Here is a 22,405-nt window from a genome sequence, read left to right as displayed (position 1 = left end):
AGAAGCTACGTTGCGTCCGGCGGCGACACTTCTTACGTTGCGTCCGGCGGCGACACTTCTGCGTCTGACGACCGAGACGACGCCGCAGCATCGCGAGCGGATTCGGGCGTCGGCAACTGAAGCGCGACGACTGCTCCGGCCGCCTCTCGTTCCGTCGTTCTCTCGTCCCCGGAGCCGTCGGCCTCCGCTGACTCGAACCGGAGCGACCCCCCAGAGCGCTTCGCGACGTGGTAGACGAACTGCAGGCCGAGACCCGACCCGTGGAACAGCGGTGTGATGTCCGTCGTTCCCCGCGCCGCCTGCTGTTCCATCTCGGGGATCCCCGGCCCCGTGTCGGTGACGGTGACGACGACCTGCTCGCCGTCACGCTTGACGGTCACCGAAACGTCGGGATCCTCGCCGCCGTGGACGATCGCGTTCGTGAGGAGTTCGGCGATCGCGTCACTGAGCTCCGGAATCGCATAGACGTCGTACGCCTCCGGACAGTCGACCGAAATCGAATGATCCGGGTGCTCCTCGCGGAGCCCGGAGACGACCTCCTCGAGAATCGGACGAACGCCGAGGCGACGTGGCACGGAGTCGTCGGTGAGGAGATCGACGATCCGTCGTTCTTTGTCGGCGAGGTCGACCAGTTCGTTGCCCGTATTCTGGATCGTCTGCACCGAACGCTTCTCCTGGCCGGTCGTTCGGTCCTCGAGCAGTTCCGCGTGCCCGAGGATCAGATTCATCTTGTTGTAGAGGTTGTGTCGCAGGATCCGATCGAGAACGCGGAGTTGGTGCTCGCGTTCGGCCTGGTCGGTGACGTCCCGACAGATCGCGACCGTGCCGTCGACCTCCCCCTCTTCGTTGTAGTGGGGGTATCGCGTCGTGACGAACGAGCGCTGCCCTTTCGTCGGGAACGTCGGACTGAGTTCGTAGGTGATCGCCCGCTCCTCTTCGACGACGCGGGTTTTCTTCTGTTGGATCTTCTGCGCCGTCGGTTCGTCCATAAAGTCGAACTCGTTGGACCCGACGAGTTCCGATTTCGAGATCCCGGCGTACTCGGCGACGGCGTCGTTGACGACCTCGAACGTGCCGTCGCACTGTTGGAGCATAATCGGATCGTCGAGGCGGAGGACGATCTCCTCGAACGTCTCTAGCCGTTCTTTGGTGTGGATCAGTTCGGTGATGTCGGTCTGGATCGCGACGAACCCCTCGACGGCGTCGTCCTCACCCACAATCGGCGCGATCGTCTCGGATGCGTGGTAGTGCTCGCCCGATTTGCGCTCGTTGACGATCGGTCCGACCACACCTCCCCCGAGAGAACGGTACTCCAGAGGGTTCGGTAGTACTCCTTGTTCATCTCGCCGGACTTGAGTATCGAGGGCGTCTCGCCGATCACCTCCCGAGGAGCGTAGCCCGTGACGTCCTCGAACGCGGGGTTGACGTACGTGATCGTCCCGTCCCGCTCAGTGATGAAGATGGCGTGTCCCGCCGCCTCGACCGCGCGTTTGAACCGCCGAATCACGTCTTCGCGGTCCTTCCGTTGGGAAACGTCCTGGAACGCGCCGCGGACGCCGACGATCGTTCCATCTTCGTACATCGGCTCACCGCGGGAGCGTACCCAGCGGACCTCGCCGTCGGCCCTGAAGAGTCGGTAGGTCGAGTCGAACGGGTCCCCGGAGAGTGCCGCCTCCACGTCGGCGCGGACTGCGTCGCGATCGTCGGGGTGATAGAACTCGATGGCGTTCTCGAGCGTCGGATCGAACGTCTCTGAGACGCCGTGGAGACGGTACGTCTGTTCGGTCCACGTGAGTGCCTCCCGCTCGGCGTCGAGTTCCCAACCGCCGACGTCGGCGAGTTCGGACGTCTGTTCGAGGAGTTCGCGCTCCTCTGCGTGTCGTTTCTCGCGGGCGCGCCGCGCGACGAAGTCGTCGATGGCGTCGACGAGGAGGTGGTGCTCGTCGGTGTCGATCGACTCCGGGAGGTATCGGGTCGCTGTGCGCTCGGTCGACGCACGCGCCAGTTCCGGATTCTCGGTCGACGGATAGACGATCACGGGGACGGTCACGGTACTGTCGCGACGGTTCGTGGCGCCGTGCGGGGCGTCGGGCGTGATAGCGGCGGACGCGTCCGCGTCCGGCATCGAGCGGCGGACGATGCAGTCGATCGGCTGTTCGCGTCGCGGGCGGTCGCAGTCTGCTGTCGAGGTTACCGAGGCGATCCGGAGTGGACGCGATCGGCCCTCGACCGCCGCACGGAGCGACGACGCGAGCGTCTCGTCGCCACAGACGAGAACAGTTCTGGTGCGTGACCCGGGGGTCATAGGTCACCGGCTCGACAGGAGCGGCGCGCTGGTCGCCAACTGCGAGCCACACGGTTGTCGATTAGCCCCCGAATCACACGTCTCACGCCGAGTAGTATCGGGGCCAGGATATATCTTCTTCTGATTATCAGTTGGGCCGCTGTCAAAACGACTCCCGAGACTAAACGCTTATCACGACCCGTCAGTTACCCCTGGGTGCGGGCCGGTAGCTCAGTTCGGCAGAGCGTCTGGCTTTTAACCAGACGGTCGGGGGTTCAAGTCCCTCCCGGCCCGCTTGCTGTCACTAAACGATATGCCGAGCGACAGCTCGCTGTCTTCTCTGCGAGCTCGTCTGTTCAAGGCAGCGACCCGTTCAGCACCTTCGCAGCGACGAGGACGGGGTCCCAGACGGGGCTGAACGGCGGCGCGTAGCCCAGATCCTGCCGTTCGAGTTCGCCGACGGTCATCTCCGCGCCGAGCGCCGTCGCGACCGTATCGATGCGGATCGCCGCGCGGTCGGTGCCGACGACGCTCCCGCCGAGGAGCCGGCCCGTCTCACGGTCCGCAGTGAGCGTGACGGTCGTCTCCGCCGCGCCGGGGTAGTAGCCCGACCGCGACCCGGCGGTGATGGTCTTCGAGACCGGGTCGAAGCCGGCCTCTCGGGCGCGCTCCTCGTCGATGAGCCCGGCCCGCCCCGCTTCGAGATCGAACGCTTTCACCATCGCCGTGCCCGCGACGCCGCCGACGGGCGAGGGATCGCCACCGACCGTCGCCCCGATCGCGCGGCCGGCGCGGTTGGCCGGGAGGCCGAGCGGGTCCCACGTCGGCTCGCCCGTGACCATATGTGGCATCTCCGCGACGTCGCCGGCGGCGTAGACGCGCTCGACGGACGTCTGCCCGTAGGCGTCGGTCGCGATCGCCCCCGACGCGCCGAGTTCGACCGGCGTGTTCGCGAGGAGTTCCGTATTCGGCTCGATGCCGATTCCGACGAGCGCGGCGTCGACGTCGAGTTCCGAGCCGCTCTCGCAGACCACTTCCGAGACGTGCCCGTCCTCGCCGCGGAGTTCGACGACTTCCTCGTCGAGATGGAGCGTGACGCCGGTGTCACGGAGGTGCTCGGCGACGGCCTCCCCGACCGCCTCGCCGAAGCCCGGGACTGGATAGCCCGTGCGCTGGAACAGGTGTACGTCGAGATCCCAGGCCTCGAAGGCTTCCGCCATCTCGACGCCGACGTAGCCCGCGCCGACGACGGCGACGGTCTCGGGCGGCGTCATCGCGCCGTACCGCTCGACGACAGCCTCCGGGAGCGCGTCGCCCCCGCCGAGGTCCGCGGGATCGAACTCTCCGGGCGGGGTCAGATACGAGCGGATCGCGGCCGCGTGGTCGAGGCCGTGGAGCGTGAAGACGCTGTCGAGCGGTGCGCCCTCGATCGGGTCCGAAATCGCCCGGGCGCCCGTCGCGACAAGGAGGTCGCCGTAGGGCTGTTCGAAGGTCGCACCCGCGCTCTCGACGGTAACGGTCTGTTCGTCGGTGTCGACCGCGACGACCTCGTGCCCGCGTCGGAGGTCGATGCCGCGCTCTCCGGCGTCTTCCGGAGAGAGCGAGAGCAGATCGTCGAGGCGTTCGACCTCGCCCTTCACAAAGTATGGCGTCCCACAATGTGCATAGGAGATCCACTGGCCCTTCTCGAAGACGACGACATCGCGGTCGGGGTCGGTCCGGCGACACTTGCTCGCAGCCGAGAGACCGGCGGCGTCACCGCCGACCACGACAAACGGATCAGACATACCGCCACCTGCGACCGCCGGTGATAGATAGCTTTCGCCGGACGACGTCGCTCGCGCACGGCCGCCGGGACGACAGCGGCATCAGCGGCGTCCGCTCGAACGCCGGGTTTTAGCATCCCACGGCTCACAGATCGACCGACTATCCGGCGACCTCGTCGTGAACGATACGACGCAGGCAGTGTCACGACCGACCACGCATCTCACAGGGCCACGCAACTCACAGGACCACGCAACTCACAGATATGCACGAACGCACCTACGTCGGCGCGATCGATCAGGGAACGACCGGCACGCGGTTCATCGTGTTCGACCACGGCGGCCAACCCGTGGCGAACGCCTACGAGACGCACGAACAGATCTATCCCGAACCCGGCTGGGTCGAACACGACCCCGAGGAGATCTGGGAGAACACGGCGGCCGTCATCGAGCGCGCGCTCGACGACGCCGGCATCGACGCCGCACAACTGGCGGCGATCGGGATCACGAACCAGCGCGAGACGACGCTCGTCTGGGACCGCGAGTCGGGCCAACCCGTCTACAACGCCATCGTCTGGCAGGACCGACGAACGACCGACCGGATCGAAGGGCTCGAACGGGACGGCAAAGACGACTGGATCCGCGAGACGACGGGGCTCGAACCCGACGCGTACTTCTCGGCGACCAAAGTCGAGTGGCTCCTCGACAACGCCGATCCGATCAAACTCAGGCGGATGCGGCCCGAAGACGTCCGCGACCGTGCCGAGGCGGGCGAACTCTGCTTTGGGACCATCGACTCGTGGCTGATCTACAAGCTCACCGGCGAGCACGTCACCGACGTGACGAACGCCTCGCGGACGATGCTGTTCGACATCCACGAGATGACGTGGGACGACGACCTCCTCGCAGAGTTCGGCGTGCCGGAGGCCGTGCTCCCGGAGGTGCGTCCCTCCTCGGACGACGACTACTACGGCACGACCGACGCGGAGGGGTTCCTCGGCGCGTCCGTCCCGGTCGCAGGCGCCCTGGGCGACCAGCAGGCCGCGCTGTTCGGCCAGACGTGTTTCGACGCCGGCGACGCGAAGAACACCTACGGCACCGGATCGTTTATGCTGATGAACACCGGCGAGGAGGCCGTCAGTTCGGAGCACGGCCTGCTCACGACCGTTGGCTTCCAGCGGTCGGGCGAGCCGGTGCAGTACGCGCTCGAAGGCTCGATCTTCATCACCGGCGCGGCGATCGAATGGCTCGAAGACCTGACGCTCATCGACGATCCCGCCGAGAGCGAGGCGCTCGCACGCTCTGTCGACTCGACGGACGGCGTCTACGTCGTACCCGCGTTCACTGGACTGGGTGCGCCCCATTGGGATCAACGGGCCCGCGGAACGATCGTCGGGATGACCCGTGGAACCCGGCGTGAACACATCGTTCGGGCGACGCTGGAGTCGATCGCGTTCCAGACGCGCGACGTCGCCGAGGCGATGCTCGAAGACAGTGGAATCGAGCTGTCGGCACTGCGCGTCGACGGCGGCGCCGTGAAGAACAACTTCCTCTGTCAGTTGCAGGCGGACGTCGTCGGAACCGAGATCGTCCGGCCCGAGGTCGACGAGACGACCGCGCTCGGCGCAGCCTACGCCGCCGGCCTCGCGGTCGACTACTGGGAGTCGCTGGAGGCGCTCCGTGAGAACTGGCAGATCGACCGCGAGTTCGAGCCAGCGAGCGACGCCGACGTCGACGAGCGCTACGGCCGCTGGCAGGAGGCCGTCGAGCGCTCGCTCGATTGGGCCAGGGACGACGAACGATGAACGTCGCGGCCGTCCAGCTCCCGGCGGAGAACGCCCCCGAGGAAAATCGCGACCGGGCTGTCGAGCGCGTTCGCGACGCCGCAGAGCGCGGGGCCGATCTCGCCGTCCTGCCCGAGATGTGGCCGGTAGGCTACTTCGCGTTCGACGCCTACGACGACGCCGCCGAACCGGTCCCGGGGCCCACGACGGATCGGCTCGCCGCGCTCGCGGACACGCTGTCGATCCACCTCCACGGCGGGAGCCTCGTCGAGCGCGACGGCGACGACCTGTACAACACGTCGGTCCTGTTCGGCCCGGACGGCGAACTGCTCGGGACGTATCGGAAGATCCACCTCTTCGGGTACGACTCCGAGGAAGCGACGCGCCTGACGCCGGGAGACGAAATCTGCGCCGTCGAGACCGACCTCGGGACGCTCGGACTGACGACCTGCTACGACCTCCGATTCCCGACCCTGTACCGCGAACTCGTCGACGCCGGCGTCGAGATACTGCTCGTCACGTCGGCGTGGCCGCGGGAACGACTCGATCACTGGCACCTGTTCACCCGGACGCGGGCCGTCGAGAATCAGTCGCTCCTCGTCGCCGCGAACCTCACCGGATCGATCGACGGCGTCGACCTCGGCGGCGAGAGCGTCGTCGTCGACCCCTGGGGCATCGAGCGCGCCAACGCCGGAACCGACGCCCGAACGGTGCTGGCCGAAGTCGCCCACGACGAAGTTCGCGAGACGCGCGAGTCGTTCCCGGCGCTAGCGGATCGACAACTGTAATCGAAACGACGCGCGGCGGCCGAACGTTTATATCGGATTGCGGGGCCAGCGTCTCCGTGAGCTAACGCAGGTCCCGCGTCGGGACGCGGTTGCCCGGCACGTCGACGCGGGAGCGGTCGTGCCGGCTGTTTATTCCTATCCTCACTTCCGGACGTTCACACCGGCCTGCTCGCCGACGATCTCCGCGCCGTCGTAGACGACGTCGCCGCGGACTAGCGTCAGGTCCGGGAAGACGCCGGTCATCCCCTCGAACGGCGTCCACCCGCACTTCGAGTGGAGTTCCGACCCGCGGATCTCGGTCGCGTTCTCGGGATCGACGAGCACGAGGTCCGCGTCGTAGCCCTCGGCGATGCGGCCCTTCTGCGGGAGGTCGAAGATCTCGGCCGCGTTCGTCGCCGTGACGTCGCGGACGCGCTCGTAGGAGATCTCGCCCTGCCGCGCGCGTTCGAGGAGCAACGGCAGCATCGTCTCGACGCCGGGCACGCCGCTCGGGGCGTTCCAGAGGTCCGCCTCCTTCTCGTCGACGGTGTGCGGCGCGTGGTCGGTCGCGACGATGTCGACGTCGCCGTCGACGAGCCGCTGCCAGAGCCCCGCGCGTCGCTCCTCGCTTCTGAGCGGCGGGTTCATCCGGCCGAAGGTGCCCAGTTCGGTCGCGTCCTCGCGGGAGAGAAAGAGGTGATGCGGCGTCGCTTCGCAGGTCGCCCCGCCGGCGACGGCGGCATCGACGCCCTCGGGCGTGCTCGTGTGCGCGATGTGTATCGACGCACCCGTGTCGGCGCCGACCTCGACCGCGCGTTCGACTGCCGCTTCCTCGGCCGCTGCGCGTCGGTACTGACTCCAGACGTCGGCATCGGCGTCGCGTCCGACGCCGCCGGCGTCGCGCTCGCGCGCCGTCTCGTCGAATAGATCCGCATCCTCGGCGTGGACGGTGACGACGACGCCTGCGTCGGCAGCGCGCCCGACAGCGTCCGCGAAGAGATCGGCGTCGATACCCATATCGCCCGTCGAGTCCGCGAGGAAGACCTCACCGAGTGCGAACAGCGGCCGCTCGAACAGCGAGTCGGGCTCCCAGTCGGGTGTGACGCCGCCGTTGATGCCGTAGTCGACGTACGATTCGGCGGCCAGCGACGCCTTCTCGTCGAACGCGTCGCCGGTGGTCGTCGGGGGCGTCGTGTTCGGCTGATCGACGACGGTGGTCACGCCACCCGCCGCCGCACTCCGTGAGCCGGTCGTCCAGGTCTCCTTCTGTGAGTGGCCCGGCTCGCGGAAGTGGACGTGCGCGTCGATCGCTCCCGGCAGGAGGAGTCGCTCGGCGGCGTCGACGACGCGGTCGACTGCGTCGGCGTCGATCGAATCAGCGACTTCGACGATCGTCCCCGAGTCCGTGCGGACGTCGCGAACGCGTCCGTCGGCGAGTCGCGCGTCACGAAAGAGTGTCGACATACTCGGGCATCATCCGCAGGCGACCTAAGCCCGACGGTTCGGGTCGAGAATCAGATTCGACAGCGGCTACACGTCGGAATCGAGAAGCGACGCGGCGTCGACCGACGCCCTGCGAACCTCGCCACAGAACGAATCGTAGAGCGCGTCGACGACGCGGTCGGGGGGAGTAGGCGCGCCGGCACGCGCTACGCTGCCGACCGACGTCGGATCGAACGGCACGTCGAGCGCTCCGTACACGGCGTCGAGAACGGCGGCGAGTTCCTCGTGGGCGTCGACAACGACGATTCCCGAGACGACCGCAGCGTCTCGACGGACGCGCTGGGCGATGCCGGAGATCTTCCCGTGCGCCTGGACGGAGTGCGCGCCCGGACAGAACGACGCGTCGGGCTCGCCGCGGCGCGCGGGAACGCCGAGCGATCGGAGCGCGCCGACGACGCCGGTGGTGGCCGCCTCGTATCGAGCGTCGAGTCCCTGACGGGGGTCGGCCTCGGCCGTCGGAATCACGGCCGCGAACGCCACCGTCGACCCCGTGTACGCGACCGCACGGCCGCCGACGCTTCGTTCGATCGGCGAGTAGCCGCGGGCTTCGGCCCGCTGACAGGCCAGTTCGTAGTCGTCCGCGCGCGTGTCACGGCGGCCGAACGCCACCTGTCGGTGCGGCGTCCACGCGCGAACCGCCGGGACGCCCGTTGCTGCCACCCGGTCAGTGACGGCGTCGAGGACGGCGCGGTCGTCGTCGAGGGACGACGGACGGCCGCGGACGACGCGAACGCGTGCCGCGTCGGGGACGAGACGGTCGATCACGTAGGGGACCTGTGCGCCGACGCACCTAAGCGCTCTCGGTCCACCGATGGCGTATGGCCGGTGAGTCGGCGTGACGCCGGGGAACGAGTCCAGTACGCACAGCGGGGCAGCGGCGACGAGGCCCACGAGCGCCGAGCGAGTACAGATCCCGGAGTCGACGCTCCGCGAGTACCGCCGTTTTTCGCTCTACAACTCGCCGTACCCCGCGCACGATTCGGGCTGTGCCATCGACCTCTATCCGGCGACGAACGAGGCAGTCTCGCCAGTCGCCGGCGAGGTGCGGGAGACGCGGACCGTGCGCGCGCCGCCGAAGTCGTACGCGGCGGACGCCGAGTACCTCATCCTCGTCGACGTCGACGCAGCGCGGAGCGGAATCGAGACGGGCGGGCGTGAGTCTGCGGACCTCGTCGCGCGCATCCTGCACGTCCGACCCGACGTGGAAGCGGGCGACGTCGTCGCCGTCGGCGACTCGCTCGGGGAGATGGTTCGCTCGGGCTTTTTCGCACCCTGGGTCGCGAACCACGTGCACGTCGGCTTTCGCCACGCGGGCCAGAATCTCCACCGCGCGGGCGGATCACTCCCGCTCGACGTGGCCGTCGACGTCGTTTCGATTCCGTGGGATGGAACGGGCGAGGTCGTCGAGACCGGCGAGACGTACGCACTCTTGGACGCGCCCGAACACCCCGCTGCGGAGGAGCAGTTCGCCGGCATCGCGGGCGTCGTCGACGACAGTGACCGCGACAGGGGAGAACCAACCGAGTACGTCGTCCTCGACGGGGGACTGACGCACTACGCGGGCGGCGGGGCGCTGGGACGGAGTTACGAAGCCGCCAGCACGGTCTCCGTTCTGGGCCACCCCGTCGGCGACGTCGTCAGTCGAGACGTGACGTGGCGCGACGTCGACGTCCTCGCCAACGGCGAGCGGATCACGGGAATCTCGCTTTTCACCGGCGTCGACCCGGAATTCGGCGCGAAGCTCGTCTGTCCGGACCGGGCGTTCACTGTGGGCGAGACAGTCCGTGTAACGGTCCGCGACAGCGACGACCCGATTCGGTTGGGCTGATCTCGCACGGGAAAGCGCACCGACCACTAGCTACATACCGCTCCCCCGCGCGCTTCCGGTATGGCCGACGACCAGACTCGGTCGACGCTCCCGGACGACGCCGCCGCGTTCGTACAGGAGTACATCGAGCAGGAGCACGGCTACCTCTCGTGGCTCGACACGCGCGTCGACGCGCTCGAAGTGGGACGCGTAGTGATGACCGTCCCCTACGACGAAAAACTCACCAACACCACCAGCCCGCCGACAGTACACGGCGGCATCGCGGCGACGCTCATCGACACCGCCGGGGGAATCGCCCAGCGGACGATGCTCGACGATCCGATCGCCGGCGGCGTCGCGACCGTGAATCTCAACGTCAACTACCTGCGGCGCGCCTCGGGCGATCTGACCGCGACCGCCGAGGTCGTCCGCGCGGGCGGAACGATCGGCGTGAGCACGATCACAGTCATCAGCAGTATCCCCGACGACGTGAAGGGGAACGACGAGGCGTCCCGGCGCTGGGAAGGGACGCAAGAGGAGGAGGCCGTCGCGACGGGACAGGCGTCCTATCGGCTGTTCCGGGAGTGAGTGCAGTGGGCGTCGATTACGCGAACGTCACGTCCTCGCGCGCGACGACGTCGCCGAACAGCCAGTCGGCGTGCTCCAGCGCGTACGCTCGATGCTCGTCTTCGATCGCGCCGATCGCGTCCTCGACGAGGACTGTCCGGTAGTCGCGTAAGCCGGCGCTGCCGGCGGTGTGGAGGACGCAGACGTTCGCGAGCGTGCCGCAGAAGACGAGATCGTCGATGCCGTGAGCCGTCAGCCAGCCGTCGAGTTCGGTCTCGTAGAAGGCGTCGTAGGTGTGCTTCACGACGACGTAGTCGTCCGCGCGGACGTCGAGCTCCTCGATCACCTCGGTCTCCCAGGTTCCTTCGACGACGTGTTCGCCCCAGCGCTCGAACTCGTCGTAGTAGTGGGCGTCCTCGAACTGTTCCGGCGGATGGACGTCCCGCGTGTAGACGACCTGTGCGCCGGCGTCCCGAGCGTCCGAGACGAGCGCGGCGATGTCGTCGACGGCCGCTTCGCTCCCAGGAGCATAGAGGCTCCCGTCGGGGTGGCAGAAGCCGTTCTGCATATCGACGACCACGACGGCGGTGCGTTCTGGATCGAACGTGTCGACAGACATATCCGATAGTCGTCGGCACAGCGGCAAAGACGTTCGGCCGGGCAGGTCAGGTCGGGTGCAGCACCGACCGCGTCCACGGGGAGGTACCGAGTCTGCGAGGGGAAACAAGTCCGCGGCGAGGCGGAAAGGTACTTCCGCGCGTAGACCATTTACCCGCACAATGAAGCGGAGACGCGGCCTCGCGGTCTCGGCGGTCGCCCTGTTGCTCGTTCTCGCCGGCTGTAGTGCACCTGTGATGGAGTCCCGGCCCGCAACAGGAGTGAGCGGCGGACCGGACGTCGCCGTGCCGAACGCCGACTTCGACGATCCCGACGGCGACGTCCTCGGCTGGGAAGACGGCTACTGGTACAACGAATCGGTCGACGTCGACCAATCGGACGGACTCACCGACGCCGAGATGCGGGCGTACGTGGCCCGAGCGATGGCGCGCGTCGAGTACATCCGCGGCGAGGAGTTCCAAAAGCGCGTGCCGGTTTCGGTCATCTCCCGCGAGGAGTACCGTAACCGCTCGTCCGGCGGGTCCGCTGGCGATCCGACCGAATACGACCAGTGGAACGATCAGGTGTGGGAAGCGCTGTTCGTCACCGGCGAGTCCCAGAGCAGCGGCTCGGCGATCAGCAGCACCCGGAGCGCCGCCGTCGCCGGCTTCTACTCGCCGACCGACGACGAGATAAAGGTGATCACGGGTACGCCCGAGTCGCCGACGATCAACAACGCGACGCTCGTACACGAACTCGTCCACGCGCTTCAGGACCAACGCTACGACCTCACGAAGGCGAAGTACGGCGGCGAGACCCAGGACGCACAGCTCGCAACCGACGGGCTCATCGAAGGCGACGCGAAGTACGTCGAACAGCGCTACGCCGACCGCTGCGGCGGCGCGTGGGAGTGCGTGGCGACGCCGTCCAGTAGCGGCGGCAGCGGTGGTGGCGGCGGCGATATGAATCTCGGGATCTTCCTGACGATCTTCCAGCCGTACTCCGACGGCCCGGTCTACGTCCACGACCTCGTCACGGCGGAGGGCTGGAGCGCCGTCGACGAGCGCTTCGAGAACCCCCCAGAGTCCACAGAGCAGATCATCCACCGGACCGACGAGGAGCCGACGCCGATCAATTACCGTGACCGGGCGCAAAACGGCTGGAGTACGTTCGAAAAGCAGGGCGAAGGCGGCTCCGACACCGTCGGCGAGGCATCGATGTACGTGATGTTCTGGTACCAGGCGCGGAACGCGGGTGCAGACACGATCGACCCCCGGAGCATCAGCAGCGTCGACAGTCCCTACGACACGTACAACTACGACGCCGAACCGTCGGCTGGCTGGGCGAACGACCGTCTATTCCCCTACCAGAAGCAGACCAGCGCCGGGAGCCAGTACGGCTACGTCTGGGCGACCGAGTGGGACACCGAACGCGACGCGCGCGAGTTCCAGCGCGCCTACCGCGCGATCCTCGACGCGCACGACGCCGAGCAGCGCGCGGCGAACACCTACGTCGTCCCTGACGGTCAGTTCGCGGACGCGTTCCGCGTCACCCGCTCTGGCACGCGCGTGACGATCGTGAACGGCCCGACCGTCGCAGACCTCGACGACATCCGACCGCGGGCCGCCTAGGCCCGCCCCCAGCATCGCTGTCCCGGTTGAAGACAGATCGCCTTCGGAGAGTCGAGACGAACGAGTGAACTTTTCAGCGATCCCCCCGAACGGCGCGTATGGAGTTCGACATCGTCGGTCCCGACGCCATCAGGGATGGGAGCGCGACCGACGCGTACTTCGATCGGACGGAGACGACGCTCCGTCACGCGGGACGGAACCCCCGCGTCGTCGCAGAGATCACCGCCGATCAGTTCCCTGACGGCGATTACGAACTGCTGGCGGGCGTGAAAGACGCCGCCGCCCTCATCGAAGGCCGCGACGTCGACGTGGATGCGATCCCCTCAGGTCGGCTCTTCGACGGCGGCCCAGTGATGCGGATCGAAGGCGACTACCTGGAGTTCGCGCGGCTCGAAACATCGCTACTCGGGTTTCTCTCGCACGCTTCGGGCGTCGCGACCGCTGCACTCGACGTGCGGCGGGCCGCACCCGACTCGCTGGTTCTCTCCTTCGGTGCGCGGCACGTCCACCCCTCGATCGCGGCGATGATCGAGCGGAGTGCCGTCATCGCCGGGCTCGACGGCTTTTCACACGTCGCCGCGGGCGACGTGATCGGTCGCGAGGCTAGCGGGACGATGCCGCACGCGCTGCTCATCTGTTTCGGCCGTGGCAACCAAGAGCAAGCGTGGAAGGCGTTCGACGAAGCGGTCGAGGTGGACGTCCCGCGCGTCGCGCTGTGTGACACCTACTCCGACGAGACAGACGAGGTCCTCCGCGCGGCGGCAGCCCTCGGCGACGACCTCGACAGCGTCCGACTGGATACGACCGGCTCGCGGCGGGGAAACTTCCGCCACATCGTTCGCGAAGTCCGCTGGACGCTCGACGCACACGGTCGCGAGGACGTCGACATCTTCGTCTCGGGCGGGCTGGGACCAGCGGACCTTCGAGAACTCGGAGACGTCGCCGACGGCTTCGGCGTCGGCGGCTACGTCTCGAACGCCGATCCCGTGGACTTCGCGCTCGACATCGTCGAGGTCGACGGCGAACCGGCGGCCAAGCGCGGCAAACTCACCGGCGCCAAAGCGGTCTATCGGACCGCCGACGGCGGCCACCACGTCGGCCTGCGCGACCGAGCGGGGCCGGACGACGGCGACGCCCTCCTCCAGCCGTTGCTTCGCGACGGCGAGATCGTCGAGGACTTCGACTTCGGCCTCGACGCCGCGATCGAGCGGGCCGCCCGCGACGCAGACCTGTGTGAGTACGAACCGCCGACGTCAGCGTAACGAAGTGGACGGGACGCCTATTCCTCGGGAGCGCTTAGCGTCGCTATGGCGGATGAAGTATGGGTCGTCAGACACGGCCAGCGGCGCGACAGCGTCGACCCGGACTGGCCCCAGACCGGAGAGCGCGTGCACGACCCGCCGCTGACCGAGTTGGGACGGTGGGCGGCGTGGCGCGTCGGCCGGCGGTTCGTCGAGTCGGGTCAGACCTTCGATGCAGTGTACGCCTCGCCGTTTCTCCGGGCCGTCGAGACGGCCGACGAGATCTGTCGCGAGACCGGGAACGAGGTGTTGCTCGAACCCGGACTGGGCGAGCATCGGAACCCCGAGTGGTTCGACGCGGACCCCGAAACGCTCTCGAACAGGCAGCTAGCCGAACGGTTCGACACCGTTCGTGATTCACACGAACCGTACGTCGTTCCCGAGTTCCCGGAAGACCACGCCGAGGCGGCCGCGCGGGTCGGCGAGACGGTCAGGCGGATCGTCGACGAGGTGGACGGGACGGTGCTGCTGGTCGGCCACGGACTCACGGTCGGCGGCGTCGTCGATGGACTGACGGGCGACACCGCAGGCGTCGAGGCGCCGCTATGTGGGCTGACGCGGCTCGAACGGGTCGAGGGGACGTGGCGGCTGGATTTCTCCGGAGAGACCGCACACCTGTGAGTCGCGTGCGGGAGCCTCCGGCTACAGAAATCGAGTCAGTGTGCGTGTCCTCCGCGGCGAGCGTTACAGTTCTTCGACGCTGCCGCCGTCGGCGCGCTCGCGGAACACCTGTCCATCGAACAGCGTGACGGTCGTGTCGTCGTCGTTCTGCCAGGCGAGCGGCGAGATGCCTGCCTTACGGCAGGCGTGGGTGAGAAATTGTTCTTCGTTCCAGCCGTTTTCGAGCGGAATGGTCGGATAGAGCCAGCCGTGGTTCCCGTCTTTGTCGATCACGACGCCGTGTGTCCCCAGTTCGAGGTCTTCCAGCGGTCGATCCGTCTCAGTGTAATCGCAGACGACGCAGACCGAGATCGTCAGATTCGAGAGCTCGGGTTGCTCGATCTCGGAGCCACAGGAGTTCTCCGAGGCAGCCTGGATCGCAGCGTCGACGATCGCGTGTCCCAGTTGGTCGTTACCGCGGTACGCGCCGGCACAGCCGCGGAGTCGCCCGCGTCCGCGCGTCGATCGGATGCGGACGAACGCGCCAGTGCGAGCGTAGAATGCATCACGCATACTCCCTGGCTGTTCACGTTGTCCGTGTAGAACGTACGATTCGACCGATTCACGCGCTAACTCGACCGCCCTCGCCCCGTCGTCGTAGGTGAGACGAACGGTCTGCGCCTCGGACATATATTCGTACAAGCGCTCGCCTGACTTGAACGCTTCCCTTCATTCCAGGGGGTATGAGCCCGGAGCCGTGCGTTCCGGACAATTGCGGTACCCGACTGTCGATGCGTCATCTCGGTCCCGAATGTCCAGAAGTTCGTTATCAATTGTTGGAGATTCGGCGTCGTGTAGTCGATCTATCGAAAATATCGACGGTTCCGGTGTCCGAATCGAAATGCGCGTCTAACCGGACGACCGAACGGCTTATTGGACTCACTCACCTCCGATCGAACGGCAGAGAGAGCTCGGCTCCCGTCGGTCCGATTTCGGACTGACGAGGAAAGTCCCCCCACCGTCCGGACGGGTGACCGGGCGCAAGCCCGGAGTCGGAGACGGCTGGCTCTGGAACAGAGACGAGACCCCTCGGCCCGACCGATGAGACGTGAGCGGCGGAGCGATCCGCCGCCGGCACGATCGGGATACCCCCGATCGCGCGCGAACCGACCCGCGAGGGGAGGGAGCTAACCCGTCGAGGGAACGCAGTCGCGAGGTGATCACCTCGCGTTGTGTGCGCGGCCTCGCCGCGCTGACGGCCGAGAACGGATGGAACGGCGAATCCTCACCGGTGCAAGTCCGCGCCGCCAAGGTAGTCCGGACAGGGCGCGGCCGCTTAGCCGAATGCCGAGACGAACAGAAGGGGGCTTACTCCTCTCAGCCGCTTCCCGCTCCCGAGCGACGGCTGTCGCGACCGGGACCGTACCGCGATCGACCCCCACCGACAGCGTGCCGAACTTTCTTGTCCGTCTCCGCCTTCTCTGCGGCTATGCCGACTCGGTCCGCCAGGCTCGCGGTCCTCTCGCTGGCGCTCGTTCTCGCCCTCGCCGGGTGTGTCGGTCCGGTCGTCGAGTTCTCCGAGCAACGGCCGTCGACGCCGGTGCCGACGGCCGATAGCGACGCTCCGGCGACGGCGTCGTCGCCGATGCCCGGGTCGACGGTGACGGGGGGTGGCGCGACCCCGACCGCGACGGCGGCCCCGGAGGCGAGGAATCCGTGGGGCCGGAAACCGATCGTCGTCGCCGTCGAAGATCCGGCGAACACCGGTCGGGAGTGGACGCCGCTCGTCCGGGAAGCCGCCGCCTACTGGGAACGGCGGGGCGAGCGCTTCACGGGCTTTCCCGTCGACTACGAGGTCCGTCCGAACGCCGACGATCCCGACCTCGTCGTTCAGTTCGTCGATACGGTACCGGAATGTGACGGCGCAGACGACGCCGCGGGCTGTGCGCCGCTGATCGAGAATCGCCGGCAGATCGACCGCCCGGAGACCGTCTCGGTCCGCACGGGCTTCTCGGACGACTCGACGGTGCTCGTCGTCAAGCACGAACTCGGCCACACGCTGGGGCTCCGACACACCGATGCGCCGAAAGACGTGATGGCGAGTAGCTCCGTCCTCTACACCGAGCCGCTGCCGGACGCGAAAGACCGGGCGTTCCCCTGGGACGACGGCGACTTCACGGTCTACGTCGACACCGCGAACGCGACTGATCCGGCAGCGGCGCGCCAGCAGGCCCACCACGCCCTCGGGTACTACGAGCGCGGGGCACCGGGGATGCCGTCGAACCTCTCGTTCACGATGGTCGAAGACGCCGACGACGCAGATATCGTCGTTCAGTCCGTCGAGACCTCCCCGTGCAGGTCTGATGCGGCTTCCTGCGGCGGAACTGTCGGCTGGGATCCAGACGGTGACGACGCCGTCGAGACCTACTCGAAGCTCCGGATCTCGCTGGTCGACCTCGACACCGACGCCGTCGCGTGGCACGTCGGCTACTGGCTGGCCTACGGCCTCGGCGCGGAGGACGACAGCGACAAGCCCGAACCGTTCCGGGACGCCACGTACGAGGAGCGCCGCAGTGAGTGGTGGGAGTAGCCCCGAGAGGAGTGATGGGGATTATCGTAAGTCCTCATATATTTCTCGCCGGACGGTCGGCGAGAATCTCCGAACAGTGACGATAATCCCTATGAGTACCGGCGTGGGCGCCACGGACGAGGCGTCCGCGATCGGTCGAACACACCCGGCTCGCGTGCGTCCAACTGGTCCGACGCCGGCGCTTTCTTTTCCTTCGGGACCGAACAGAGAGGTATGACCGAGCACAGTGACACCGGCGGCGACGGGCTGCTCGAAACGGCGGGATTCGACGCCGAAGAGCTAGTGGCAGCCCTCGAATCGGCCTTCGAGGGCAGCGAGTCCGAATTCCGCGTCGTAGCCAGACAGGCGCGCGACCTCGCCGACGCCGGCATCGTCGCCGCCGACCGCGGAGAACCGCTCACCGTCGAGGAGATCGTCCGGAACCTGGAGGACGCGCCCGAGGAGTCCAGCGTCGCAGACCGCTGGAACTGGTGGCTCGGCGCGCTCGAAACCGCCTACGGCGGCTATCGAGAGTTCGAGGTGCGGGCCGTCCCGACAGAAGAGTGAGTCGCGACAGCGTGGAAAAAACGTAGTATGAGCCATCGCGGCGTCGACACACCGACGTGTGCGCCACGGCGGTGTGCGACTCGCGCGGGCGCAGATCACTGACTTCTGCTGCGATTCTGAGCGTCGTGCCGAGGGAAGTCAGTTCCCGACGGCCGTGGCCCGGTCGACGACGTCCTCGCTGTACCGTTCGATCAGTTCCTCGTGTTGGTCCGGACGGTGTTCGTAGACGTCCTGGAACAGCGCGATGGGCGTCATCGCGGCCTGGTAGGTCGCTTCGTCCCACATCCGGTCGGCTTCGATGTCGATCTCGACGCCGTCGAGGCGGAGCGTGGCCGCGCGGGTCATCGCGATGGCACCCTTGCCGGCTTCCTTCGCCGCCTCGAACTCCTCCATCGAGTCGACGACGTCGTCCAGACTCGGGATGTAGGCGGTGCGGTCGAGCAGTTCCTCGCGCAGTTCGTCCTCGTCGAGTTCGAGTTCCTCGCTGCCAACCGTGAGGTGGTAGCCGTCGGGCGTCTCGACGAGCGAGAGGCGGTCGCCGTCGTAGACCTGCGCGTCTCCGGCGTCTTCGAGTTCGACTTCGCGGCTTCCCAGGTCGAGCAGCCAGCTACCGGTCTTCGGTGGAAGCGGGGCCGTGTTGGCCTCCTCGACCTGTCCGGGCGTGAGCGACCAGATGCCGTTCATCCCCTTCGCCCGGTTTTCGGTCATCCGTTCGCGGTACCCCTCGACGTCGCGGATGTCGTCGTAGGGGCCGTCGACGGCGATACAGCCGGCGGCACTCGCCCCGCGGGAGGTGTTGTGCCGGAGTTCGGGCCAGGCCGGGAGTTCGCCCGTCGGCGTCATCGCGCGCATATCCTTGGTGTAGTCGACCTCGCCGTCGACGAGGAGGAACAGGCGTTCGAGGTTGTTCGAAGGCTTGCCCATCTCCTCGCGGAGGTCGCCCATCGCCAGTTCTGCCGCCCCGCTCTCGACGATGACGGACATCGTGAGGCTCCCCTCGTCGAGTCCGTTCTCGGTCTCGACCCAGGTGATGGCCTCGTCGGCCTTCTTCCAGTCGTCGATGTCGCCGACTTCGGGGATCACGAAGCCGTCGATGTGTTCTGCGGCGCCGCCCTCGGGGTCGGTGATCGTGAGCATCTGCTGAAGCCCCTGATACCGGGTAGCAGGGCTGTCGCGGTGCCACACGACGCGCGGGTGGATCTCGCCGGGGAAGTCGGCCCCGTGCTCGGAGACCACCTCGACGATGTTCTCGGCACCTTCATCGCGCATCGAGGGCGCGGTGGCGTCTTCGTTGTCGGGGACCCAGACGTCCGGTGCCTGGAGTCCGCGAAGCGTTGCGGCTCCTTCGAGCATCTTCGCGCTGTTGTCTTCGCCCTCGACTGCCGTCGGCGAGGTGAAGAACGTCCGCACGAACTGCCTGTCGTGTCTTCGTTCCATAATTGTGGCTCGTAGTGGTGGGTAAATATCTGTGGTGGTTGCTATCGAATTATTATGTAGGCCGACGGACCCGTGGATCGGTCCGTTCGGGCCGTCGAACGACGTGAGAAACGCCGGCACTCCGAGGTGCCGACGTCGTTCACGTCTGTCCGACAGGATCAGTCGTCAGACTGGAGCGGCTCGGACTCTTCCTCGGTGAACCCGGCGCTTGACTCCATCCGGCGCTGGGCCTCGGGGTCGAACTCCGTCTCGATGTCCTGGAACCGGGAGACGAACGAGAGTTCGTGGTGGGACTCGGTCTCGTGTCCGAGGTACCGGTCTTCGAGTTCCATCTGGGCCTTCTCGTCGCCCTCGGCCAGTCGCTCGAAGTCCTCGTAGACGCTGTGGGCGCCCGAGTGCAGGCCGAAGAGCGTGATGAAGATGTACTTGTAACCCAGCTCGCCGAGTTCCTGGAACGTCAGCGGGTCCTCCTCTTCGGACCACGCGAACGACGAGGAGTAGTTGAACGCGAGGTCGAGATCGGGGTGCGTCTCGTGGATCGTCTCCGCGTAGTTGACCGCGTCCTCGCGGCTCGGGTCCGGCATCTCCGGCCAGACCAAGTCGACGCCGGCGTCGGCGTAGATGCGCCCGCGTTCGAGGTGTTCCTCCCAGTCGCCGTTGGCCGAGCCGTAGGCATCGGTTCGGGCGATGATGACGGTGTCGTCGCACTGCTTCGCGTCGACGGCGGCCTCGAAGCGGGAGCGGGCAGTCTCGCGGTCCTCGATCTGCTTGCCCGCGATGTGACCGCAGCGCTTCGGCGACGTCTGGTCCTCGATGTGGATGGCGGCGACGCCGGCCTTCTCGTACTCGCGAACGGCCCGGCGGACGTTGTGGACGCCGCCGTAGCCCGTGTCACAGTCGGCGATGACGGGGAGCGTGGTCGACTCGACGATCCGCTTCGCGTTCTCGACCATCTCGGACATCGTCACCATCTCCAGATCCGGGAAGCCGAACTGGCCGAGAACGGTGGAGTACCCCGACATATAGGCGGCGTCGAGGCCGGCCATCTCGGCGAGACGGGCGTCGAGAGCGTGATAGATGCCCGGCGCGAAGGTGAACGTCTGCTCGTCGAGCATCTCGCGGAACTCGCGGGCCGCGGGATTGTCGAGGTCGTCGCGGATATAGGGATCAGACGGAATGTCGAGCGGCATCTCAGCGACCCTCCTGCGTCGTCGAGCGGCTGTCGGTCGTCGTGCTAGTCGTGTCGGTATCGATCGCAGTTTCGGTATGTCGTGTCATCGAGTCAGATCGAAAGCGTGAGTCGGTTCGGTCGGTCGTCTCGCGAGTCTCAGAGCGCAGCGTCGTCGACTGGCCGGCCTGGATCCCGCGGAGGTCGGGGACCAGCGGCGCGTCGCGTTCGTCTTCGATGCGGGGGTATCGAGGCGTCGACTGGGCCGTGCGGGTCGTCGTCTCGGTCGTCGTCGACTGGCCGGCCTGGATCCCGCGGAGGTCGGGGACCAACGGCGCATCCCGCTCGGCGTCGGTTCGGGGGGCGTTCGTGGTTGGCTGTCGAGTCGTTTCGTCGGTCGTCGTCTCGTACTCGTTCGAGCGTGTCATGTCGGTGGATTCGGCGGTCGTGTCGGCGAGTTCGGTCGTCTGTGGCGGTCCAAACGGGCGTGCTCCGGGTTGGAGTGAGAGATTCCGGAACTGGGTACGTGTTTCATCGTTCAGTGCTCGATTTGTCGTGGCTGGTGGTGGGAAATAAATATTATGATCTATAATGATAATATTCTATAATGGGTTTATTGTGTGCAGTTGGATAAGAGGTGTATAATTGAGTGTGAATCTCTGTCACAGCATATGACGACGCCCCGCCACCGTCGACCGGCGGGTGCGCCGCGAGCCAGCGACACCCCGACGTGGGAGCGAGGCGAGGGAAGGCGCGTGGACCGTCGAGAGTGCGACTCGAAAGCGACGAGGCCAAGCGCCCCGGGCGGATACATCGGGTCAATGGACGTTCGCTTCCTCGGCGGCGCTCGCGAGGTCGGCCGAAGCGCCGTGCTCGTGAACGACGCGCTGCTGCTCGACTACGGGATGCTCACCGGGAACCCGCCCCGGTTTCCGGTCGAAGCGCCCGATCCGGAGGCAGTTGTCGTCTCTCACGGCCACCTCGATCACGTCGGGGCGGTTCCCGCACTCCTCGCGGGCGATCGTCGCCCGCCGATCCACTGGACGCCGCCGACGCGCGAACTGGGGCTGACGCTCGCTCGCGACACGCTCAGGCTACACGGCGGGACCTACGACTGTCCGTTCACCGAGGAGGAGGTCCGACGAGTCACGCAGGTCTCAGAGACTCACGGCTACCGGGAGTCCTTCGAGGCGGCGGGCCACGAGGTGACGTTCTACAACGCGGGCCACATCCCCGGGAGCGCGCACGTCCTCGTCGACGACGGCGACACGCGCCTGCTCTACACTGGCGACTTTCACACCGCCGACCAGCGGCTGGTCTCGGGGTCGACGGCACGCCCGGACGCCGACGCCGTCATCTGTGAGAGCACGTATTCGGACGTCGAACACGAACCACGGGACGAGATCGAACGGCGCTTCGTCGAGAGTATCCGAACGGCCGTCTGGGAGGGCGGGACGGTCGTCGTGCCCGCGTTCGCCATCGGCAGGACCCAGGAGATGCTGCTGATCTGTGCGGCTAACGACGTCGACTGTTACGTCGACGGGATGGGAAAACGAGTGACCGAAACGCTCCGGTCTCACCCCGAGTTCGTCCGGGACGCCGCGGCGCTCCGCCGCGCGAAGTCGAACGCCCGCTTCGTCGACGGCCGCGACGGACAACGGAACCGCATCGCAGAGCAGAATACGGTGATCGTGACGACGAGCGGGATGCTCTCCGGCGGACCGGCAATGACGTACGTGCCGGCGATTCGGTCGAACCCGACGAACAAAATCGCACTGACCGGCTATCAGGTCGAGGGGACGCCCGGACGCGAACTGCTAGAAACCGGCCGTGCCGAGATCGACGGGCGAGTGATGCCGATCAGCGCGCAGGTCGAGCGATACGATTTCTCCGCACACGCCGATCGCGATGGGCTGTTAGACCTGCTCGGATCGTACCGGGACGTACCGATCCTCGTGAACCACGGGGACCGATGTGAGACCTTCGCAGACGAACTCACAGAGCGGGGACACCGGGCGTCAGCGCCGGCAGTCGGGGAGACCGTGACGCTCTGAGCGACC

19 protein-coding genes, 1 tRNA gene, 1 other RNA gene and 1 pseudogene are annotated in these 22,405 nt (G+C 67.0%); 12 read left to right on the top strand and 10 right to left on the bottom strand.

Features of this window, described 5'->3' with window-relative positions:
- Window positions 1-32: 32 nt before the first annotated feature.
- Together RBH22_RS14145 and RBH22_RS14140 are read right to left on the bottom strand one after the other, a co-directional pair.
- Window positions 33-1,289, bottom strand: coding sequence for a PAS domain S-box protein (locus RBH22_RS14145; RefSeq protein WP_306677898.1), 1,257 nt, complete (start codon window positions 1,287-1,289; stop codon window positions 33-35).
- A 38-nt stretch (window positions 1,290-1,327) separates the two neighbouring features.
- Window positions 1,328-2,125 (bottom strand): annotated as a pseudogene (locus RBH22_RS14140) (PAS domain S-box protein); the annotation flags it as partial.
- 379 nt (window positions 2,126-2,504) lie between these two features.
- On the opposite strand from RBH22_RS14140, the gene RBH22_RS14135 reads away from it, so the two are divergent.
- Window positions 2,505-2,578: transfer RNA gene (locus RBH22_RS14135), tRNA-Lys, on the top strand.
- Between the two features lie 62 nt (window positions 2,579-2,640).
- Here the strand turns inward: RBH22_RS14135 and RBH22_RS14130 are convergent.
- Complete coding sequence (locus RBH22_RS14130) at window positions 2,641-4,071, bottom strand: FAD-dependent oxidoreductase (protein ID WP_306677897.1); 1,431 nt, start codon at window positions 4,069-4,071, stop codon at window positions 2,641-2,643.
- 242 nt (window positions 4,072-4,313) lie between these two features.
- On the opposite strand from RBH22_RS14130, the gene glpK reads away from it, so the two are divergent.
- Window positions 4,314-5,852, top strand: a complete 1,539-nt coding sequence (gene glpK / locus RBH22_RS14125) for a glycerol kinase GlpK (protein ID WP_306677896.1) — start codon at window positions 4,314-4,316, stop codon at window positions 5,850-5,852.
- A complete protein-coding gene (locus RBH22_RS14120; protein WP_306677895.1) occupies window positions 5,849-6,619 on the top strand; it encodes a carbon-nitrogen family hydrolase in 771 nt (256 codons plus the stop codon). Before glpK ends, RBH22_RS14120 begins: the two co-directional genes overlap by 4 nt.
- Before the next feature lie 141 nt (window positions 6,620-6,760).
- Here RBH22_RS14120 and RBH22_RS14115 read toward each other — a convergent pair whose 3' ends face one another.
- Together RBH22_RS14115 and RBH22_RS14110 are read right to left on the bottom strand one after the other, a co-directional pair.
- Entirely contained in the window at window positions 6,761-8,062 is a 1,302-nt protein-coding gene (locus tag RBH22_RS14115; protein WP_306677894.1) for a dihydroorotase, read from the bottom strand.
- 66 nt (window positions 8,063-8,128) lie between these two features.
- On the bottom strand, window positions 8,129-8,866 hold the full coding sequence (locus RBH22_RS14110) for a lipoate--protein ligase family protein (protein ID WP_306677893.1): 738 nt from the start codon (window positions 8,864-8,866) through the stop codon (window positions 8,129-8,131).
- A gap of 145 nt (window positions 8,867-9,011) precedes the next feature.
- Between RBH22_RS14110 and RBH22_RS14105 the strand changes: the two genes are divergently transcribed.
- Together RBH22_RS14105 and RBH22_RS14100 are read left to right on the top strand one after the other, a co-directional pair.
- On the top strand, window positions 9,012-9,929 hold the full coding sequence (locus RBH22_RS14105) for a hypothetical protein (protein ID WP_306677929.1): 918 nt from the start codon (window positions 9,012-9,014) through the stop codon (window positions 9,927-9,929).
- A gap of 60 nt (window positions 9,930-9,989) precedes the next feature.
- Window positions 9,990-10,496, top strand: a complete 507-nt coding sequence (locus tag RBH22_RS14100) for a PaaI family thioesterase (RefSeq protein WP_256290237.1) — start codon at window positions 9,990-9,992, stop codon at window positions 10,494-10,496.
- Between the two features lie 16 nt (window positions 10,497-10,512).
- Here RBH22_RS14100 and RBH22_RS14095 read toward each other — a convergent pair whose 3' ends face one another.
- Window positions 10,513-11,094, bottom strand: a complete 582-nt coding sequence (locus tag RBH22_RS14095; RefSeq protein WP_256546272.1) for an isochorismatase family cysteine hydrolase — start codon at window positions 11,092-11,094, stop codon at window positions 10,513-10,515.
- Window positions 11,095-11,254: 160 nt separating this feature from the next.
- Between RBH22_RS14095 and RBH22_RS14090 the strand changes: the two genes are divergently transcribed.
- The 3 genes from RBH22_RS14090 (at window position 11,255) to RBH22_RS14080 (ending at window position 14,625) form a co-directional block, all read left to right on the top strand.
- Window positions 11,255-12,703 carry an Hvo_1808 family surface protein gene (locus tag RBH22_RS14090; RefSeq protein ID WP_306677892.1) on the top strand — a complete coding sequence of 483 codons (1,449 nt, stop codon included), beginning with the start codon at window positions 11,255-11,257 and terminating at the stop codon, window positions 12,701-12,703.
- A 98-nt stretch (window positions 12,704-12,801) separates the two neighbouring features.
- On the top strand, window positions 12,802-13,965 hold the full coding sequence (locus RBH22_RS14085) for a nicotinate phosphoribosyltransferase (RefSeq protein ID WP_306677891.1): 1,164 nt from the start codon (window positions 12,802-12,804) through the stop codon (window positions 13,963-13,965).
- A 45-nt stretch (window positions 13,966-14,010) separates the two neighbouring features.
- The gene (locus RBH22_RS14080) at window positions 14,011-14,625 is read left to right on the top strand and encodes a histidine phosphatase family protein (RefSeq protein ID WP_306677890.1); all 615 of its coding nucleotides are present in this window, start codon (window positions 14,011-14,013) and stop codon (window positions 14,623-14,625) included.
- A 63-nt stretch (window positions 14,626-14,688) separates the two neighbouring features.
- Here the strand turns inward: RBH22_RS14080 and RBH22_RS14075 are convergent, their stop codons facing one another.
- Window positions 14,689-15,294 (bottom strand): TIGR00296 family protein, encoded by a 606-nt coding sequence (locus RBH22_RS14075; protein ID WP_121569112.1) that lies wholly within the window; start codon window positions 15,292-15,294, stop codon window positions 14,689-14,691.
- A gap of 269 nt (window positions 15,295-15,563) precedes the next feature.
- On the opposite strand from RBH22_RS14075, the gene rnpB reads away from it, so the two are divergent.
- The 3 genes from rnpB (at window position 15,564) to RBH22_RS14060 (ending at window position 17,740) form a co-directional block, all read left to right on the top strand.
- An RNA gene (gene rnpB / locus RBH22_RS14070) (RNase P RNA component) lies at window positions 15,564-15,987 on the top strand.
- 106 nt (window positions 15,988-16,093) lie between these two features.
- Window positions 16,094-17,194: a matrixin family metalloprotease gene (locus tag RBH22_RS14065; protein WP_306677889.1), complete on the top strand. Its 1,101-nt coding sequence runs from the start codon at window positions 16,094-16,096 to the stop codon at window positions 17,192-17,194.
- A 213-nt stretch (window positions 17,195-17,407) separates the two neighbouring features.
- Entirely contained in the window at window positions 17,408-17,740 is a 333-nt protein-coding gene (locus RBH22_RS14060) for a hypothetical protein (protein ID WP_121569114.1), read from the top strand.
- Window positions 17,741-17,878: 138 nt separating this feature from the next.
- Here RBH22_RS14060 and aceB read toward each other — a convergent pair whose 3' ends face one another.
- The 3 genes from aceB to RBH22_RS14045 all read right to left on the bottom strand — a co-directional run bounded on the left by aceB (window position 17,879) and on the right by RBH22_RS14045 (window position 20,773).
- On the bottom strand, window positions 17,879-19,180 hold the full coding sequence (aceB, locus tag RBH22_RS14055) for a malate synthase AceB (RefSeq protein WP_256546598.1): 1,302 nt from the start codon (window positions 19,178-19,180) through the stop codon (window positions 17,879-17,881).
- A gap of 155 nt (window positions 19,181-19,335) precedes the next feature.
- A complete protein-coding gene (aceA, locus tag RBH22_RS14050) occupies window positions 19,336-20,367 on the bottom strand; it encodes an isocitrate lyase (protein WP_256290243.1) in 1,032 nt (343 codons plus the stop codon).
- A gap of 1 nt (window position 20,368) precedes the next feature.
- Window positions 20,369-20,773, bottom strand: coding sequence for a hypothetical protein (locus RBH22_RS14045; protein WP_306677888.1), 405 nt, complete (start codon window positions 20,771-20,773; stop codon window positions 20,369-20,371).
- Window positions 20,774-21,166: 393 nt separating this feature from the next.
- Here RBH22_RS14045 and RBH22_RS14040 point away from each other — a divergent pair, with 393 nt between their 5' ends.
- A complete protein-coding gene (locus RBH22_RS14040) occupies window positions 21,167-22,399 on the top strand; it encodes an MBL fold metallo-hydrolase (protein WP_306677887.1) in 1,233 nt (410 codons plus the stop codon).
- Window positions 22,400-22,405 lie beyond the last annotated feature (6 nt).

Source organism: Halobellus sp. H-GB7 (genome assembly GCF_030848585.1).
Taxonomy (GTDB): domain Archaea; phylum Halobacteriota; class Halobacteria; order Halobacteriales; family Haloferacaceae; genus Haloquadratum; species Haloquadratum inordinatus.
This window is presented reverse-complemented; position numbering and strand designations above follow the sequence as displayed.